Consider the following 17,196-nt stretch of genomic DNA (forward strand, 5'->3'; position numbering starts at 1 on the left):
GTGCCGGCGCCTGTCTTAAATCGCGCAATTTTCCTATCGAATATCAGCCATCAAAAGTTAAGCACTATCAAATTTCCAGATGGATGGCACCGGGGCGACGGGCGGCATGACGCGTCCCTCTCCGACGCGGCGCGCCAGATCCGGCCCTTAGGATGAATCCACAACGTGCCAGACCGCCCCCCGGCAAGGCCGCACCAAGGACCCACGCCCATGAATTCTCCCGATGCCTTCACCCTGTCGCGCCGCGGCCTGCTGCAGACCGGCGCCGCCTCGCTGGCGCTGCCGGCGCAGCTGGCCACTGCCGACGCGCCCGCTGCCGCAGCGTCCGCGGCCAGCGCACCCGCGCCGCGCGCCGGCGTGCCGATGCCCGTCAATCTCAAGGTCAATGGCAAGGCGCAGCAGCTCGCGCTTGATCCGCGCACCACGCTGCTCGACGCGCTGCGCGAGCACCTGCACCTGACCGGCAGCAAGAAAGGCTGCGACCATGGCCAGTGCGGCGCCTGCACCGTCATTGTCGACGGCCGCCGCCTCAACGCCTGCCTCACGCTGGCCGTCATGCACGAAGGCGCCGAGGTCACGACCATCGAGGGCCTGGGCCAGCCCGGCCAGCTGCATCCATTGCAGGCGGCCTTCGTCAAGCACGACGGCTACCAGTGCGGCTACTGCACGCCCGGCCAGATCTGCTCGGCCGCAGCCGTGCTCGAGGAAGTCCGGCAAGGCATTCCCAGCCATGTGACCGGCGACCTCACGGCCCAGCCACTGCTGTCGGCCGCCGAGCTGCGCGAGCGCATGAGCGGCAATATCTGCCGCTGCGGTGCCTACAGCAACATCATCGACGCGGTCGCAGAAGTCGGCGGGGTGAAAGCATGAAAGCCTTCAGCTACGAACGCGCGGCCTCGCCCGCCGAGGCGCTGGCCGCGGCCGCGCGCACGCCCGGCGCGCGCTTCATTGCCGGCGGCACCAACCTGCTCGATCTGATGAAGCTCGAGATCGAGACGCCGCCGCACCTGATCGACGTCAACCATCTGGGCCTCGACCAGATCGAAGCCACGCCCGAAGGCGGCCTGCGCATTGGCGCGCTGGTGCGCAACACCGACCTGGCCGCCGATGCGCGCGTGCGCCGCGACTACGGCGTGCTGGCGCGCGCGCTGCTGGCCGGCGCATCGGGGCAATTGCGCAACCAGGCGACCACCGCCGGCAATCTGCTGCAGCGCACGCGCTGCGCGTATTTCTACGATACCGCCCAGCCCTGCAACAAGCGCCAGCCCGGCAGCGGCTGCGCGGCGCTGCGCGGCATCAGCCGCCAGCATGCGGTGGTCGGGTCGAGCGAGCACTGCATCGCCACCCACCCCAGCGACATGGCGGTGGCAATGCGCGTGCTCGATGCCAGCGTCGAGACGCAGCAGGCGGATGGCGCGCGGCGCAGCATTCCCATTGCCGATTTCCACCGGCTGCCGGGCAACACGCCGCAGATCGAGACCGCGCTCGCGCCCGGCGAACTGATCACCGCGGTGACGCTGCCCGCGCCCGTGGGCGGGCGGCATGTCTATCAAAAGGTGCGCGACCGCGCGTCCTATGCCTTCGCGCTGGTGTCGGTGGCAGCCATCGTGCAGCCCGACGGCTCGGGCCGCGTGGCGCTGGGCGGCGTCGCGCACAAGCCCTGGCGCATGCCAGCCGCCGATGCGGCGCTGGCCCAGGGCGCGCAGGCCGCGAGCCGCGTGCTGCTGGCCGATGCCCGGCCCACCGAACACAACGCCTTCAAGATCCCGCTGGCCGAACGCACGCTGGCCGCGGTGCTCGACGCTGCAAGGAGCCGCGCATGAAATTCGACACCCCCGCGACCACCAATCCCATCGACCAGCTGAAGGTCGTCGGCCAGCCCGTGGACCGCATCGACGGCCCGCTCAAGACCACGGGCACCGCACCCTATGCCTACGAGCGCCATGCCGCCGCGCCCGATGCGGCCTACGGCTATGTCGTCGGCGCGACGATTGCCAAGGGCCGCATCCTGGGCATCGACCAGCGCGCGGCCGAGGCCGCGCCGGGCGTGCTGGCCATCGTCACCGCGAAGAACGCCGGCAAGCTGGGCAAGGGCGAGAAGAACATCGCCCGGCTGCTGGCCGGCCCGAACGTCGAGCATTACCACCAGGCGGTGGCGCTGGTCGTCGCCGAGACCTTCGAGCAGGCCCGCAGCGCGGCCCAGTTGCTCCAAGTGCGCTATGAGAGCGCCGAAGGCAAGTTCGACTTGGCCAAGGCGCGCGAAGCGGGCGCCAAGACCATCGACAAGGACCAGAAGGTCGGCGATTTCGCCAGCGGCTACGCCGCCGCGCAGGTGCAGCACGACCAGACCTATAGCACGCCCGACCAGTCGCACGCGATGATGGAGCCGCATGCGACCACGGCCGCCTGGCGCGGCGAGCGGCTCACGCTCTGGACCTCGAGCCAGATGGTCGACTGGGCCGTGAGCGACCTGGCCAAGACGCTGGGCATTCCCAAGGAGCGCGTGCATCTGATGTCGCCCTATATCGGCGGCGGCTTTGGCGGCAAGCTGTTCCTGCGCGCCGACGCGCTGCTTGCCGCGCTGGGCGCGCGCCTGGCGCAACGCCCGGTCAAGGTCGCGCTGCAGCGCCCGCTGATGGCCAACAACACCGTGCACCGCCCGGCCACCATCCAGCGCATCCGGCTTGGCGCCAAGGCCAGCGGCGAGCTCACGGCCATCGCGCATGAAAGCTGGTCCGGCAACCTGCCCGGCGGCGACCCCGAGGAGGCCACGCAGCAGACGCAGTTCCTCTATGCGGGCGCGCACCGGCTCACCGGCACGCGGCTTGCAGTGCTCGACCTGCCCGAGGGCAATTCGATGCGCGCGCCGGGCGAGGCGCCGGGCATGATGGCGCTGGAGATTGCGATGGACGAGATGGCCGAGCGCCTGAAGATGGATCCGATCGAGTTCCGCGTCATCAACGACACCCAGGTCGATCCGGCCAAGCCCGAGCGCCGCTTTTCCACGCGCCGCCTGGTCGAATGCCTGCGCACCGGCGCCGAGCGCTTTGGCTGGGCCGAGCGCAGCGCCCAGCCCGCGAGCCGGCGCGAGGGCAACGCCTGGATCGGCATCGGCATGGCCGCGGCCTTTCGCAACAACCTGGTGATGAAGTCCGGCGCGCGCGTGCTGCTCGACGGCCGCGGCAGCGTCACGGTGCAGACCGACATGACCGACATCGGCACCGGCAGCTACACCATCATTGCCCAGACCGCGGCGGAAATGATGGGCGTGCCGCTGGAACGCGTGAAGGTCGAGCTCGGCGACTCGAGTTTCCCGGTGTCCGCGGGCTCGGGCGGCCAATGGGGCGCCAACAGCTCCACGGCCGGTGTCTACGCGGCCTGCGTCAAGCTGCGCGAGGCGGTGGTGCAGCGCGCGGGCCTGCCCGCCGATGCCGAGTTTGCCGATGGCATGGTGCGCGCCGGCGGCAAGAGCCTGTCGCTGGCGGAAATTGCCGGCGACAAGGGTTTCTCGGTGGCCGACAGCATCGAGTTCGGCGACCTCGACAAGCGCTACCAGCAGTCGACCTTTGGCGCGCACTTCGTCGAAGTCGCCGTCGATGCCTACACCGCCGAGGTGCGCGTGCGCCGCATGCTGGCCGTGTGCGCCGCGGGCCGCATCCTGAACCCCAAGTCGGCGCGCAGCCAGGTGCTGGGCGCGATGACCATGGGCGTGGGCGGCGCGCTGATGGAGCATCTCGAAGTCGACAAGCGCCGCGGCTTCTTTGTCAACCACGACCTCGCGGGCTACGAGGTGCCGGTGCATGCCGACATTCCGCACCTGGAAGTGATGTTCCTCGATGAAACCGATCCGGTCTCGTCGCCGATGAAAGCCAAGGGCGTGGGCGAGCTGGGCCTGTGCGGCGTCGGCGCGGCGGTGGCGAATGCGATCTACAACGCCACCGGCGTGCGGGTGCGCGACTATCCGATCACGCTGGACAAGCTGATCGCGCAGATGCCGCGGGTGTGAAGTTGTCGGCTGCGATACGTCCAGCGCTTCTCTCCTGAGTGCTGGCCGTCCATCCTTGCTCAGGATCGGCATGAGCGGATTGGTGGCACGCGAGGGTCCAACCACCGGTCGCTGGGCGCGTCCGTCGCCGGGCGTTTTCAGGGCGTAGCCTTTGCCAAGCACGGATTGCCCGTCGGCGTCCTACATCCGCTTACGGGCTGCACCTGCCCCCAACCCTTGGTGCATGCGGAGGATAGAGCGCTGTAGCAAAAACTGCAGCCCTCCACCCCTCACCTCCTCCGTAGCCCATGACACACCGCCCCCCCACCCCGCAATTCCACGGCCTGCGCACTGGCACTGCCGGCCTGCTTCTGGCGGCTTTTGCCGCGGCCGCGAGCGCCCAGCTTCCGCCCGGCGACGGCCCGGTACAGGTCCGCGCCGGGGTCGTCGAGCCCACGCCGGTGCCGTTCAACGACCGCCTGCTGAACCAGCTGCGCGTGCCCGCGGGCTTCAGCATCTCGGTGTTTGCCAAGGACTTGAAGAACGTGCGCTGGCTGGCCGTGGCGCCCAATGGCGATGTCTATGCAAGCCGGCGCGAACAGGGCGATGTGCTGCTGCTGCGCGACACCAACGGCGACGGCCAGGCCGATGAACAGAAGGTCGTGCTGCAGAACGCCAAGTACGCGCATGGCCTGGCGCTGCGCGATGGCAAGCTGTATCTGGTCACCGACAAGAAGCTGCTGGTGGCCGATGTGCAGCCCGACGGCACGCTGTCGCCGGCGAAGACGCTGCTCGACGATCTGCCCGATGCCGGCCAGCACCCGAACCGCACGCTGGCCTTCGGGCCTGACGGCTGGCTCTATGTCTCGGTGGGCTCGACCTGCAACAACTGCCGCGAGCCCAATCCCGAATCCGCGACGCTGCTGCGCATGCGCCCCGACGGCTCGGCGCGCGAAGTCTATGCCTCGGGCCTGCGCAACACGATCGGCTTTGGCTGGCACCCGGCCAGCGGCCAGCTCTATGGTTTCGACCATGGCTCGGACTACCAGGGCGACGACGAGCCGCCCGAGGAACTCAACGCCATCCACGCCAACAAGCACTACGGCTGGCCGTTCTGCTGGGGTGAGCGCAAGGTCACCACGACGCAATTCAACGAGCCGCCGCATACCACCAAGGCCGATTTCTGCCCGACCACCGAGGCACCGGTGCTGCACTACACCGCGCATGCCGCGCCGCTGGGCCTGGTGTTCTACACCGGCGAACAGTTCCCGCGCGAATTCCGCGGCGACGCATTTGTCGCCTTCCGCGGTTCGTGGAACCGTTCCCAGCCCAGCGGCTACAGCGTGGTGCGCGTGCGCTTCGACGCCAGCGGCAAGCCCCAGGCCACCGAGGACTTCGCCACCGGCTGGCTGATGCAGCAGCTGCCGCCGGGCTTGAATGCGCCTGGCGCGGCGCCCGCGCCGGCCGAGCAGGCCAAGGCCCGGCGCCCGGCGCAATTCGGCCGCCTGGCCGGCCTGGCCCAGGCGCGCGACGGCTCGCTGCTGCTGGCCGAGGACCAGAACGGCGTGATCTACCGCATCCGTTACAGCGGCCGGTAACTGCCATGCCCCATCAACGCAATTTCCAGGAATCCGCCGCCATGAACCCACGTCCTTTCGTCCCCGCCAGCACCGCCGTGCTGTCCGCGCTGGCGCTGCTGCTCACCGGCTGCGCCGCCACCCGCAACTACGACATGCCTGCCGCGGGCAGCCATGCGCCCGCGGCCGGCGCCCCCATGGCCGCAGCGCCGCCACAAGCCGCTGCCCAACCCCAACCCCAGCCCCAGGCCCGCGTGGCGCTGGTGACGCCCACGGGCCAGCCCGCGGGCAGTGCCACGCTGCGCGAGCTGCCTGGCGGCGCGGGCGTGGAAATCGCGATTGAAGTGCGCGACATGGCGCCCGGCGCGCATGGCTTCCATATCCATGCCAACGGCGCCTGCGCGCCCGGCCCCGATGCCGCCAGCGGACAGATCGTCGCCTTCGGCGCGGCGGGCGGCCATTTCGACCCGTACCAGACGCGCAACCACGGCCGCCCCGGCCAGTCGGCGCATGAGGCCCATGCGGGCGAGGCGCCGAACATCGCGGTCGGCGCCGACCGCCGCGGCACGCTGCGCTTCACCAATCCACATGTCACGCTGCAGCCCGGCAAGACCACCATCCTGGGCCGCACGCTGATCGTGCACGAGCGCGAAGACGACTACGCCAGCGACCCGGCCGGCAACTCGGGCGGGCGCATTGCCTGCGGCATCATCGAGTCCACGGCGCCGGGCATGGTGCAGGGCCGCGCCATCTTCCAGGGCGCGAATGTGTTCCCCGAAGGCATTGCGGTCGACGGCCGCAGCGGCACGGCCTATGTCGGCTCGAGCAGCGACGGCCATATCTACCGCATTGCCGCGGGCGCCGACAAGGCCGAGATGCTGCAGATGGGCGGCTCGCCCGGGCGCCAGGCAGCCTTCGGCATGAAGGTCGATGCCGCGGGCCGGCTGTGGGTCGCGGGCGGCCCGGGCAACACCGTGGCCGTGGTCGATCCGCAGCGCGCGACCACCCTGGCCGTGGTGCAGGGCCCCAAGGAGGGCCAAGGCTTTCTCAACGACCTGGTGCTGACGTCCAGCCATGCCTATGTCACCGATTCGTTCCGCCCGGTGCTGTGGCGCATTGCCACCGCGCCCGGCGCGCCGATGCTGCTCGAACCCTGGTTGGACCTGCGCAACACGCCGGTGCGCTATGTCCCCAACCAGATCAACTTCAACGGCATCGTCGCCTCGCCCGACGGGCGCTGGCTGCTGGCCATCCAGCTGGCCACGGGCCAGCTGTGGCGCATCGACACCGGCTCGCGCGCAGTGAGCGAAGTGCGTGTCGAGGGCGGCTCGCTGGTCAATGGCGACGGCCTGGTGCTGGACGGCACAAACCGTCTCTTTGTGGTGCGCAATGCCGACAACGAGCTGGTGCAGCTGGCGCTGGCCGATGGCTGGGGCAGCGCGCGCGTCGAGCAGCGCCTGCACGATGCGCGGCTGAAGTACCCCACGACCGCGGCCAAGGCCGGCAACGCGCTGCTGGTGGTCAACGGCCAGCTCAACAAGCAAAAGGACCCGCCGCCCTTCCTGCCCTTCGACGTGCTGCGCGTCGGCCTGCCGCGTTAAACGTCCCCGCCCTGGGCCTGTGCATACCACGGCGCATAGGGCGTGTTGCGCGCCAGGTGGCGGTTGAAATCCGGCGCGCCATCCGTCCACCAGGGCGCGCCGCGCTCGCCCAGCCCGAGCTTGGCCTGGTGCACGGCGGCGCGCGCCGCGGCCAGGCGCGTGGCATCGCCCTGCGCCAGCGCCGCCTTGACGCCGCGCCGCGCGGCGGACAGGTCGTGGACCAGCGCCGCGCGCTGCGCTTCGGGCAGCTGCGGATTGCTGGCGCGCCACAGGCGCCCGCGCACCACGATGTAGCGGCCGTCGGGCGTGGTCAGTACGGACATGCTTCTCCTCGGGTGGCGGCCGGTTCCGCCGCCGTCCTACATGGCGGCGCGGGCGTGCCGCATACAACACTTTAAACGCCGCAGCGCCCCACTGGCGCCGCGCGGCATCCTCTTTCCTATCGGACGTTTCATGGTCACTTCAGACAACACCTCCTCCCGCCCACCTGTCAGCGCGCGCTCCACCCCGCCCCGGGACCAGGTGGTCGTGATCACCGGCGCCTCGAGCGGCATCGGCCACGCCACCGCGCTGGCATTCGCCCGCCGCGGCGCGCGCCTGGTGCTCGCGGCGCGCGACACCGACACGTTGGCCCCGGTGGTCGCGGCCTGCCGCGAGGCCGGCGCGGCCGCGGCGCTGGCGGTGCCCACCGATGTCACCGATGCCGAAGCCGTCGGGAAACTGGCCCAGGCCGCGCTGGGCGCGCACGGGCAGATCGATGTGTGGATCAATGGCGTGGGCGTCGGCGCCGTGGGCCGCTTCGACGAAACGCCGCTGGCCGCGCACCGCCGCGTGGTCGAGGCCAATCTCATCGGCCACCTGCACGGCGCGCATGCCGCGCTGCGCCACTTCCGCGAGCGCGGGCGCGGCACGCTGATCAACCTGATCTCGATTGGCGGCTGGGTGCCCGCGCCCTACGCGGCAGCCTACACCGCGAGCAAGTTCGGGCTGCGCGGCTTGTCGCAGGCGCTGCGCGCCGAGGTGTTCGACCTGCCCAAGGTGCATGTCTGCGATGTCGCGCCCACCTTTGTCGACTCGCCGGGCCTGTCGCATGGCGCCAACTACACCGGCAGCAACATCCGCCCGCCGATCCCCATGGTCGATCCGCGCCGCGTGGCACGCTCTATCGTGGCGCTCGTGGACCGCCCGCGCGCCATCACCTGGGTCGGCGCGGCCGCGGCCCCGGGCCGGCTGGCCCAGGCCATCGCGCCGCAGTGGCTCGGCGGCGCCATGCAGCGCCTCACGCGCTGGGCGCTCCGGCGCGCCCAGCCCGCGCCGCGCACCGACGGCAATCTGTTCGCGCCCTCGCAGGGCACGCAGATCGACGGCGGCCAGCGCCAGGCCAACCAGCATGCGCTGGGGACCGTGGTGGCGGCAGGGGTGCTGGGGCTGGCGATCGGCATCTGGGCCGGCGGCCGCCGCAAGCCCGCACGCCATCCGGTGGAGTGAAGGGCGGGTTCGCGCCCTGTACGGCGGGATTGCGCAAGATGGAGGGCGGGACGTCCATCCTTCGACCGGGCTCAGGACGAACGGAAACACCGCTCATCCTGAGGCTGTCGTCCCCACCACTTACCCTGAGCTTGTCTCCCCACCACTTACCCTCAGCTTGTCTCCCCACCGCTCACCCTGAGCCTGGCGCCCACTCCGCTCACCCTGAGTCTGGCGCCCACTCCGCTCACCCTGAGCTTGGCGCCCACTCCGCTCACCCTGAGCCTGTCGAAGGGTGGGATTCAAGCGTTCCAGATGAAAGCGTGGGCCCATCCATCCTTCGATCCTTCGACAAGCTCAGGATCAGGACGAACGGAACCACCTTTTGACCTGAACCTGTCGCCTCCGCGTCTCACCCCAAATCCACCGGTACCCCCATGCCGGTCTTCACCCGGTCCATTGCCACCAGGGTCTTGAACGCCTTTACATTGCCGCTGTCTTGGAACAGCGCGCGCGTCAGCGCCACATACTGCTCCATGTCGCGCACCAGGAACACCAGCACGAAATCGCACTCGCCCGCGACGTAGTAGCACTGCTGCACCTGCGGACACGCGTTGAAGCTCTTTTGCAGCGCATCGAGCAGGTCGCTGCGCTCGTTTTCGACCATGACCTCGGTGATCACCGTCAGCCCATAGCCCAGCGCCTTGGGGTTCAGGCGCGCGCTGTAGCCCTCGATGACGCCGGCCTCGGACAGCAGCCGCAGGCGCCGGTTCACGGCCGCCGTGGACAGGTGCGCGCGCTCGCCGAGTTCGCTTTGCGGCAGGCGCGCATCGCGCTGGATCTCCGCCAGCAGCGCACGGTCGTAGGCATCGAGCTTCACTGACATGGGTGCTTTCCTCAAAATCCGGGCCAAAAGGTGAACGTTATTCCACTTATCCCGGTGAAATCGAGATAAAAAACCAGGCAGGCGAAATATTATTCACTACTGCACCGCCCATCCTGGCGCGCGCCTGTCTTCTCCGCTTCGGTTCCCATGTCCACCTCCCCCTCCAACACGCCGTCCGGCGTGGCCTTCAATGTGCTGGCCTCGGTCCTGTTTGCGCTGATGTATGCCTATGGCAGCCTGCTGACGCCGCTCACCGGCGAGCAGGTCTTCGGCTGGCGCATCCTGCTGACGCTGCCTTGCCTCACGCTGCTGGTACTGGCCACGGGGTACGGCCCGGCAGTGCGCGCGCTCGCCCGGCGCATCCGCTACGAGCGGCATTTCTGGACCACGCGGCTGTTGTCGGCGCTGCTGCTGGGCGTGCAGCTGTGGCTGTTCATGTGGGCGCCGATCAACGGCCGTGGGCTCGATGTGTCGCTGGGCTATTTCCTGCTGCCGATCTCCATGGTGCTGCTGGGGCGCGTGGCGTTTGGCGAACGCCTGAGCCGGCCGCAGTTGCTGGCCTGCGTTCTGGCGCTGATCGGTATCGCTTGCCAGCTCGTGCTGGCGCAGACGCTGTCCTGGCCGGCGCTGCTGGTGTGCCTGGGCTATCCGGTCTATTTCTGGCTGCGCCGGCGCACCGATACCAACCATCTGGCCGCGACCTGGCTCGACATGGCGCTGGCCCTGCCCGCCAGCCTGTTTTTCCTGCTGCAAGGCGGTGAACTGTTGCCGCACGATGCCTCGGCCGCCCTGCCCTGGCTGATCCTCGGCCTGGGCGCGCTCAGCGCGCTGGCGCTGGGCTGTCAGGCGCTGTCGATGCCGCGCTTGAATGTGACGCTGTTCGGCCTGCTGATCTATGTCGAGCCGGTGCTGCTGGTCGTGGCCGCAGTGCTGCTGGGCGAAACGATCGAGCGCGCGCAATGGCCGACCTATGCCGCGATCTGGCTGGCGGTGCTGGTGCTGGTGGCCGAGGGCGCGCTGGCGCTGGTGTCAGCGCGCCGGGCCAAAGCCAAAGAAGCCGGGCTTGGGCGCGCGCGTGGGGTGCCGCGGCGCGTCTGAGCGCGGCGGCGCCGGCTGCGGCCCGGCGGGGCTGCGCGGCCCGATCTCGAGATCGTCGATCATGGCCTCCAGCGCCATCAGGCCCTCGGCCATGGCCTGGCGGTAGCTCGAGACGGGCTGCGGCGCGCGCCGCAGTTGCGACCATGCGCCCTCGCTGCCCCGCTCGCTCAGCAGCCAGCGGAACTGGCCCGCCACGGGTTCTTCCACCGATACGGCAATGGGACGAAGCAGGGTACGCATGGCGCCAGCATAGGGCGCGAGCCGGCGCGGGCGAAGGTATGCACGCCTACTGGTCATGCAAGCAAAGACCTACAGCGCGGCCTCAGGAGCAACCGCACACTTCGAGCAAGCGGTTCATGAAGGAGCAAGATCGATATGGCCACTGGAAGTCGCACCCTCTGGAAAGGCGCCATCAGCTTCGGGCTGGTGCATATCCCGGTGGGCCTGCACAGCGCCGCCTCGGAGCAAGGCGTGGATTTCGACTGGCTCGACAAGCGCAGCATGGACCCGGTCGGCTACAAGCGCATCAACAAGCGCACCGGCCGCGAGATCGACCGCGAGAACATCGTCAAGGGCGTGGAATACGAAGACGGCAAGTATGTGCTGGTCAGCCCCGAGGAAGTCGAGGCGGTGTTCCCCAAGACCACGCAGACCATAGAAATCGAGCGTTTCATCGACGCCAGCGAGCTGCCCTTCATCTTTCTCGAACGGCCGTATTACGTCGCGCCGATCAACAAGAGCGACAAGGTCTACGCGCTGCTGCGCGAGGCGCTGCTGGCCACGGGCAAGATCGCGCTGGCCAAGGTGGTCATCTCGACCAAGCAGCATCTCGCGGCGCTCGTGCCCTCGGGCCCGGCGCTGGTGCTGAACCTGCTGCGCTGGGGCGATGAGGTCAAGACGCTGGAATCGCTGGAGCTGCCGGCCGAGGGCAGCAAGGGCGTGGGCGCGGCCGAGCTGAAGATGGCCAAGCAACTGATCGCGGAAATGTCGGGCGCCTGGGACCCCGATGATTTCCAGGACGAATTCCGCCACCAGATCATGAAGCTGGTGGAAAAGAAGGCCAAGGCCGGCGACAGCCACACCGTGGTCGAGCCCGAAGAGGAGACGCCGTCTTCGGGTGGCGAAGTCATTGATCTGACGGCGCTGCTGCAGCGCAGCTTGCGCGGCGGCAAGGCGCCCGCCGGCAAGGCGCCGGCCAAGAAGGCAGCCGCCAAGAAGGCCGCCGCGAAAAAGGCGCCGGCGAAGAAAACCGCGAGCCGCAGTTCGGCGGCAACGCACAAAAAGGCCGCCTGAGCTTCGGCTGTCCGGGCTGCGTGCGCACCGTACACGGCTTCGCGGGCGGCAGGCACGGCTTTTCCAACGATTTTTTCACTCCAGGAGCAAAGCATGGCAGACGACAAGACCCAGACCGGCGGCCAGGACCGCAAGCGCATCAGCCTCAGCGAGGACTATGAAGTGCGCGACTGGTCGAAGAAGTTCAATGTGACGCCCGAGCAGCTCAAGGACGCGGTGCAGGCCGTGGGTAACGACGCCGAGGCCGTCGAGAAGCACCTGCGCGCGCGCGGCTGAAGCCGTCTGCAGCATGGCCCGCAAGCCTGGGTCCGCCCGTGCGGCAGCAGCGGCCACGGCGCCGGCCGCGGCGCCGGCCGTAGCGCCGCTGGCGCGCTACAACGCCAAGCGCGATTTCGCCAAGACCGCCGAACCCGCAGGCACGCTCGCGCCAGGCGGCGAGCGGCTGCAGTTCGTCATCCAGAAACACTGGGCGTCGCACCTGCATTACGACTTCCGGCTCGAACTCGACGGCGTCATGCTCAGCTGGGCCGTGCCCAAGGGGCCCTCGTTCGATCCGGCGGTGAAGTCGCTGGCCCTGCAGGTCGAGGACCATCCCGTGAGCTACAACCGCTTCGAGGGCGAGATTCCCAAGGGGCAGTATGGCGGCGGCACGGTGATCATCTGGGACCGCGGCCACTGGAGCCCGCAGGGCGATGCGCGCGCCGGCCTGGCCAAGGGCAAACTGGTGTTCTCGCTCGACGGGGAAAAGCTGGCCGGTCTCTGGGAACTGGTGCGCATCGCCAAGCCCGGCGACAAGCGGCAGAACCAGTGGCTGCTGTTCAAGAAGCGCGACGCCTGGGCGCGGCCGCGCAGCGAATACGACGTGCTCACGGCGCTGCCCGACAGCGTGGTGCAAAAGCCGCTGGGCCAGGCCGCGCAGCGCGCGGGCCGGGCAGCGTCCGAGGCGCCGCCCGAAGCCGGCGCGCGCCGGGCCGCATTGCCGGCGACGCTGGCGCCGCAACTCGCGACGCTGGTCGACAGCGTGCCCGATGGCCACTGGATCGTCGAAAGCAAGTTCGACGGCTACCGCGTGCTGGTGCGCATCGAGGGCGACGACATCCGCATCTTCACGCGCAATGGCAACGACTGGACGGACAAGCTCAAGCCGCTGGCCGAAGCCGTTGCCGCGCTGGGCGTGAACTGCGCCTGGCTCGACGGCGAGATCGTCGTGCTCGATGACGCCGGCGTGCCCAACGTGCACCGGCTGCAAAACGCCATCGACCACCGCACGCGCAACAAGGACATCGTGCTGTTTGCCTTCGACCTGCCGTTCCTCGGCGACAGCGACCTGCGCGCCCTGCCGCTGCAGGCGCGGCGCGGCCTGCTGCAGCAACTGCTCGAAGGCCGCGAAAGCGCGCGCCTGCGTTTCAGCCCGGCGCTCGAGGCCCCGCCCGGCGAGCTGCTGAGCGCGGCCTGCAAGCTGGGCCTCGAAGGCGTCATGGTCAAGCAGGCCGATGCGCCCTATGTCTCGGGCCGCACCGAAACCTGGCTCAAGCTCAAGTGCCAGCTGCGCCAGGAGTTTGCCGTCATCGGCTTCACGCTGCGCAGCGGCGCGACGCGCCAGATCGGCAGCCTGCTGCTGGGCTATCACGAAGATGGCGAACTGCGCGCCGCGGGCGCCGTCGGCACGGGCTGGGATTCAGCCACTTCACGCGCGCTGCATGCGCTGCTCGCGCCACTGGAGATCAAGCGCTCGCCCGCCGTGGCCGCCAAGGCCGGCTCGGGCCGCTGGGCCAGGCGCAAGGCCGGCAGCGAGCATTGGGTCAAGCCCGAGGTCGTGGTCGAGGTGGCGTTCGGCGACTGGACCCCGGACCAGCAGATCCGCCATGCGGTCTTTCGCGGTGTGCGCACCGACAAGCCGGCCGCAGAGATCGTGCGCGAACATGCCAAGCAGCCGGCGTCGGCCGCGCCGGCGCCCAAGCCGGCGCGCAAGGCCGCGGCGCCCGCATCCAAGGCCGATCCCGGCCTGATGAAGGTCACCAACGCCCAGCGCGTCATCGATCCGTCGACGGGCCTGCGCAAGATCGACCTGGTGCGCTACTACGAAAGCGTGGCCGAATGGATACTGCCGCACCTGCAGCAGCGGCCGGTGTCGCTGGTGCGCGCGCCCGAGGGCATCACCGGCGAGCTGTTCTTCCAGAAGCATGCCGAGCGCAGCATTGCCGGTGTCACCGAACTCGACGCGGCGCTGTGGCCCGAGCATGCGCCGCTGCTGGCCGTCAACACGCCGCAGGCGCTGCTGGGCGCGGCGCAGATGAACGTCATCGAGTTCCACACCTGGAACTCCAGGGTCAAAAGCATCGAACGGCCCGACCGCATCATTTTCGACCTCGATCCCGGCGAAGGCGTGACCTGGCCCGCACTGCTCGAGGCCGCGGAACTGATGCGCGTGATGCTCGTCGAGCTGGGCCTGCAGAGCTGGCCCAAGACCAGCGGCGGCAAGGGCCTGCATGTCGTCGTGCCGATCACGCCGCGGCGCGACTACGCGCAGATCAAGGCCTTTGCGCAGGCCGTGGCCCAGCACATGGCGCGCGTCATCCCGGCGAAATTCGTCGCCGTCATGGGCCCGAAGCACCGCGTCGGCAAGATCTTCATCGACTACCTGCGCAACGGCCAGGGCCAGACCGCGGTCGCGGCCTTCTCGGCGCGCGCGCGTCCGGGCATGGGCGTGTCCATGCCCGTGGCCTGGGAGCAGCTGCCCGAACTCAGCGGCGGCGCGCACTGGACCGTCGCCACGGCGCGCGATTACCTGAGCCTGCGCAAGGACGATCCCTGGAGCGATTACTGGGGCACGAAGCAGACCATCACGCAGGGCCTGCGTATGCTCAAGTGAGCGCCAGACAGGCATGGATGCTCGCGGCCGCGCGCAGGCCGCTCAGATAGGCCCCGCCACAGGTCTGCGCCAGCACGCCGGCCGTGGCCTCGCCCGCAAAATGCAGGCGCGCGCCGCCAGCCTGCGCCAGGGCCGCGCGCGCCGCGCCGCCGCCGGTGCGCAGATAGGCATAGCTGCCCTGGAACAGCGGATTGCGCGCCCAATCCGTCGTGGCGCCAGCGCGCAGGCGGCGCCCGTCCAGGCCGCCCAGGCAGTCGCGCAGCCGCGCCAGCACTTGCTGCTGCGCCTCGCGTGCCGGCGCACATGCCAGTTGCCGGCCGAACTGCCCGCCCGCCATGGCAATCACCAGGTTCGAGGCAAAGGGATGCACCAGAAACGCCAGTGCGCGCCGCGGCGGGAAACTGCGCCCTTCATAAAGCCAGGCGCCGGGCGTGAAACCGCGCAGCGGAGCGTCGAGCTCCAGGATCACCTTGTTGAAGTGCCCCATCGGCAGCGCCTCGAGCGCCGCCAGCGCCGCCGCGCCCAGCCCCGGCGTGAAGCGGATGGCTTCGGCGCGCAGCACGCCCGTCGATACCGTCACCACGCAATGCGCGGCCGTGATGACGCTGTCGGCAGTGCGCACCTGCACGCTCGCGGCGCGCTGCGCGATCGACACCACGCGCTGGCCCAGCGCGACATGCACGCCCTGCGCCAGCGACTCGACCACGCGCCCCAGGCCCTGGCGCACCAGCCAATTGGGCGCGCTGCCGCCCTGCGCCCGCAGGCCCAGCACCGAGATGTCTTCGGCCGCGCCGCCCGCATCGAGTTCGCCCAGTTCACTGATCGCGCGTTGCAGGGCCGCATCGCGCGGGCCGGCCATCGACGCCAGCGCGGCATCGTCCGCGCCCACGCCTTGCATGGCGTGCACCAGCCGCTGCCGGGCCATGGCAATGGCCGTGCGCTGCACGCTGCCCAGCGCCCGTCCCGCATCGAGGAAATGCTCGGACGCGCCGTCATGCGCGCGCAGCGTGAAGCCCAGCGCGCGCGCGATCGGCGTGAGCGGATTGCGGTCGGCCTGGTGCAGCCAGCTGCAGCCCAGGTCGACGGGCGCGCCAAAGGAATGCCGGTCCGTGAAGGCGCGCCCGCCAATGCGCTGCGCGGCTTCGAGCACCAGCACACGGTGCCCCTGGGCCTGCAGCTGCCGCGCCGCGGCCAGGCCGGCCACGCCCGCGCCGACGATCACCACATCGACCTGGGTAGCAGCCGATGCACGCAGCGGCAAGGCAGCGGCGCCCCGCGCCAGCAGGCGCCGCCGTGACAGCAGGGGTGAGGACATCTGCGCCACTATCGTGCGAGCGCGGCGCCGTGGGTTGCTCCATAACCCCTGGCGCGGTTGCCCGACCGCAGTGCCGCGGCGCGGTTGACGGACCGCCGCGCCTCGGCGCGGCTCAGGGCAGCCAGGCCATCTCGCTGCTGCGCCCCATGAGGAAATCCCGGTTCAGCTCCACCACTTGGCGCAGATAGTCCCAAAGCGCCTTGATGCGCGCCAACTCGCGCCGCTCGGCCGGCGCCACGAGCCAGAAGCTGCGCGTGAGGTCGACCGCATCGGGCAGCACCGCAACCAGGTCTTGCTGCGCGCTGGCCATGAAGCACGGCAGCACGGCAATGCCCAGGCCCGAGCGCACCGCCTGCATCTGCGCGATTACGCTGGTGCTGCGCAGGAAGGGACGCGCCGCAGGCAGCCATTGCCGCAGGCTGACCTGCTGATCGGCAAACAGCTGGTCATCGACATAGTCCACCCAGCGGTGGCTGGCCAGATCGGACACGCGCTCGATTACCGGCTGCTGCTGCAGGTAGGCCGCGCTCGCATAGGGCAGCAGCCGGTATTCGGCCAGCTTGCTGGTGACGAAGCTGTCGGTGGTCGGGCGGTCGATGGTGATCGAGGCATCGGCCTCGCGCTTGGAAAGATTCACATGCCGCGGCATCGGCAGCAGATCGACCGTGATGGCCGGGTGGCGGGTGCAGAAATGCGCCAGGTGCGGGGCCAGGAAGAAGCTGCCGAAGCCTTCGGTGCTGCCCAGGCGGATGTCGCCGGTCAGCGCCATGTCGTCGCCGAACACCTCCGACTCCACGGCCGCCAGCGTGCTCTCGAGCTGCTCCACGTATTCCAGCAGCCGGTGGCCGGCGCTGGTCAGGTAATGGCCTTGCGAGCTGCGGTGGAACAGCTTGGCGCCGATGTCCTCTTCCAGGCGGTGCAGGCGCCGCGAAATGGTCGATTGGTTCAAGCCCAGCGCCGACGAGGCCTCGAGCGCGGAGCGGGCCCTGGCCACCGCCAGGAAGACACGCAGGTTATCCCAGTCGAATGGGTTCAATGCCGGCTCTCAGTTATGCAAATTTGCATACCAATATAGCCGATATTACAAAACACAATGCAGAAA

15 protein-coding genes are annotated in these 17,196 nt (G+C 69.5%); 10 read left to right on the forward strand and 5 right to left on the reverse strand.

Annotated features, from left to right (window positions below):
• The first annotated feature begins 210 nt into the window (after positions 1-210).
• The 5 genes from paoA to HUK68_RS20385 all read left to right on the forward strand — a co-directional run bounded on the left by paoA (position 211) and on the right by HUK68_RS20385 (position 7,163).
• A complete protein-coding gene (gene paoA, locus HUK68_RS20365; protein ID WP_175506078.1) occupies positions 211-870 on the forward strand; it encodes an aldehyde dehydrogenase iron-sulfur subunit PaoA in 660 nt (219 codons plus the stop codon).
• On the forward strand, positions 867-1,823 hold the full coding sequence (locus tag HUK68_RS20370) for an FAD binding domain-containing protein (protein ID WP_175506079.1): 957 nt from the start codon (positions 867-869) through the stop codon (positions 1,821-1,823). The genes paoA and HUK68_RS20370 overlap by 4 nt, the downstream gene beginning before the upstream one ends.
• Positions 1,820-4,006, forward strand: a complete 2,187-nt coding sequence (paoC, locus tag HUK68_RS20375; protein WP_175506080.1) for an aldehyde oxidoreductase molybdenum-binding subunit PaoC — start codon at positions 1,820-1,822, stop codon at positions 4,004-4,006. Before HUK68_RS20370 ends, paoC begins: the two co-directional genes overlap by 4 nt.
• 287 nt (positions 4,007-4,293) lie before the next feature.
• Positions 4,294-5,583, forward strand: coding sequence for a PQQ-dependent sugar dehydrogenase (locus tag HUK68_RS20380; protein ID WP_175506081.1), 1,290 nt, complete (start codon positions 4,294-4,296; stop codon positions 5,581-5,583).
• Positions 5,584-5,624: 41 nt separating this feature from the next.
• Entirely contained in the window at positions 5,625-7,163 is a 1,539-nt protein-coding gene (locus tag HUK68_RS20385; protein WP_244146414.1) for a superoxide dismutase family protein, read from the forward strand.
• On the opposite strand, the gene HUK68_RS20390 is transcribed toward HUK68_RS20385, so the two are convergent.
• Positions 7,160-7,486 (reverse strand): hypothetical protein, encoded by a 327-nt coding sequence (locus tag HUK68_RS20390; RefSeq protein WP_175506083.1) that lies wholly within the window; start codon positions 7,484-7,486, stop codon positions 7,160-7,162. The two genes, HUK68_RS20385 and HUK68_RS20390, sit on opposite strands and share 4 nt — an antisense overlap.
• A gap of 130 nt (positions 7,487-7,616) precedes the next feature.
• On the opposite strand from HUK68_RS20390, the gene HUK68_RS20395 reads away from it, so the two are divergent.
• A complete protein-coding gene (locus HUK68_RS20395; protein ID WP_175506084.1) occupies positions 7,617-8,651 on the forward strand; it encodes an SDR family oxidoreductase in 1,035 nt (344 codons plus the stop codon).
• 391 nt (positions 8,652-9,042) lie between these two features.
• Here HUK68_RS20395 and HUK68_RS20400 read toward each other — a convergent pair whose 3' ends face one another.
• Positions 9,043-9,516 (reverse strand): Lrp/AsnC family transcriptional regulator, encoded by a 474-nt coding sequence (locus HUK68_RS20400; RefSeq protein WP_175506085.1) that lies wholly within the window; start codon positions 9,514-9,516, stop codon positions 9,043-9,045.
• Positions 9,517-9,663: 147 nt separating this feature from the next.
• On the opposite strand from HUK68_RS20400, the gene rarD reads away from it, so the two are divergent.
• Entirely contained in the window at positions 9,664-10,614 is a 951-nt protein-coding gene (gene rarD / locus HUK68_RS20405) for an EamA family transporter RarD (protein ID WP_175506086.1), read from the forward strand.
• Here rarD and HUK68_RS20410 read toward each other — a convergent pair.
• The gene (locus HUK68_RS20410; RefSeq protein WP_175506087.1) at positions 10,546-10,854 is read right to left on the reverse strand and encodes a hypothetical protein; all 309 of its coding nucleotides are present in this window, start codon (positions 10,852-10,854) and stop codon (positions 10,546-10,548) included. The two genes, rarD and HUK68_RS20410, sit on opposite strands and share 69 nt — an antisense overlap.
• Positions 10,855-10,989: 135 nt before the next feature.
• Here HUK68_RS20410 and ku point away from each other — a divergent pair, with 135 nt between their 5' ends.
• From ku to ligD, 3 genes are all read left to right on the forward strand, one after another.
• Positions 10,990-11,907, forward strand: coding sequence for a non-homologous end joining protein Ku (ku, locus tag HUK68_RS20415; protein ID WP_175506088.1), 918 nt, complete (start codon positions 10,990-10,992; stop codon positions 11,905-11,907).
• Between the two features lie 93 nt (positions 11,908-12,000).
• The gene (locus HUK68_RS20420; protein ID WP_175506089.1) at positions 12,001-12,183 is read left to right on the forward strand and encodes a DUF3606 domain-containing protein; all 183 of its coding nucleotides are present in this window, start codon (positions 12,001-12,003) and stop codon (positions 12,181-12,183) included.
• 13 nt (positions 12,184-12,196) lie between these two features.
• Positions 12,197-14,779 carry a DNA ligase D gene (gene ligD, locus HUK68_RS20425; protein WP_175506090.1) on the forward strand — a complete coding sequence of 861 codons (2,583 nt, stop codon included), beginning with the start codon at positions 12,197-12,199 and terminating at the stop codon, positions 14,777-14,779.
• Here ligD and HUK68_RS20430 read toward each other — a convergent pair.
• Together HUK68_RS20430 and HUK68_RS20435 are read right to left on the reverse strand one after the other, a co-directional pair.
• Entirely contained in the window at positions 14,772-16,094 is a 1,323-nt protein-coding gene (locus tag HUK68_RS20430) for a flavin monoamine oxidase family protein (RefSeq protein WP_175506091.1), read from the reverse strand. The two genes, ligD and HUK68_RS20430, sit on opposite strands and share 8 nt — an antisense overlap.
• A 112-nt stretch (positions 16,095-16,206) precedes the next feature.
• Complete coding sequence (locus HUK68_RS20435; RefSeq protein WP_175506092.1) at positions 16,207-17,130, reverse strand: LysR family transcriptional regulator; 924 nt, start codon at positions 17,128-17,130, stop codon at positions 16,207-16,209.
• Between the last annotated feature and the right edge of the window lie 66 nt (positions 17,131-17,196).

Origin of the sequence: Comamonas antarctica (assembly GCF_013363755.1) — a bacterium.
Lineage (GTDB): Bacteria > Pseudomonadota > Gammaproteobacteria > Burkholderiales > Burkholderiaceae_C > Comamonas > Comamonas antarctica.

Excerpts from the sequence above, each read along its gene's own strand:
- HUK68_RS20420 (WP_175506089.1), top strand. The coding sequence starts at position 12,001 with ATGGCAGACGACAAGACCCAGACCGGCGGCCAGGACCGCAAGCGCATC.
- ku (WP_175506088.1), top strand. The coding sequence starts at position 10,990 with ATGGCCACTGGAAGTCGCACCCTCTGGAAAGGCGCCATCAGCTTCGGG.
- HUK68_RS20395 (WP_175506084.1), top strand. The coding sequence starts at position 7,617 with ATGGTCACTTCAGACAACACCTCCTCCCGCCCACCTGTCAGCGCGCGC.
- HUK68_RS20380 (WP_175506081.1), top strand. The coding sequence starts at position 4,294 with ATGACACACCGCCCCCCCACCCCGCAATTCCACGGCCTGCGCACTGGC.
- HUK68_RS20385 (WP_244146414.1), top strand. The coding sequence starts at position 5,625 with ATGAACCCACGTCCTTTCGTCCCCGCCAGCACCGCCGTGCTGTCCGCG.
- HUK68_RS20390 (WP_175506083.1), bottom strand. The coding sequence starts at position 7,486 with ATGTCCGTACTGACCACGCCCGACGGCCGCTACATCGTGGTGCGCGGG.
- paoC (WP_175506080.1), top strand. The coding sequence starts at position 1,820 with ATGAAATTCGACACCCCCGCGACCACCAATCCCATCGACCAGCTGAAG.
- HUK68_RS20430 (WP_175506091.1), bottom strand. The coding sequence starts at position 16,094 with ATGTCCTCACCCCTGCTGTCACGGCGGCGCCTGCTGGCGCGGGGCGCC.
- HUK68_RS20370 (WP_175506079.1), top strand. The coding sequence starts at position 867 with ATGAAAGCCTTCAGCTACGAACGCGCGGCCTCGCCCGCCGAGGCGCTG.
- HUK68_RS20400 (WP_175506085.1), bottom strand. The coding sequence starts at position 9,516 with ATGTCAGTGAAGCTCGATGCCTACGACCGTGCGCTGCTGGCGGAGATC.
- rarD (WP_175506086.1), top strand. The coding sequence starts at position 9,664 with ATGTCCACCTCCCCCTCCAACACGCCGTCCGGCGTGGCCTTCAATGTG.
- HUK68_RS20410 (WP_175506087.1), bottom strand. The coding sequence starts at position 10,854 with ATGCGTACCCTGCTTCGTCCCATTGCCGTATCGGTGGAAGAACCCGTG.
- ligD (WP_175506090.1), top strand. The coding sequence starts at position 12,197 with ATGGCCCGCAAGCCTGGGTCCGCCCGTGCGGCAGCAGCGGCCACGGCG.
- paoA (WP_175506078.1), top strand. The coding sequence starts at position 211 with ATGAATTCTCCCGATGCCTTCACCCTGTCGCGCCGCGGCCTGCTGCAG.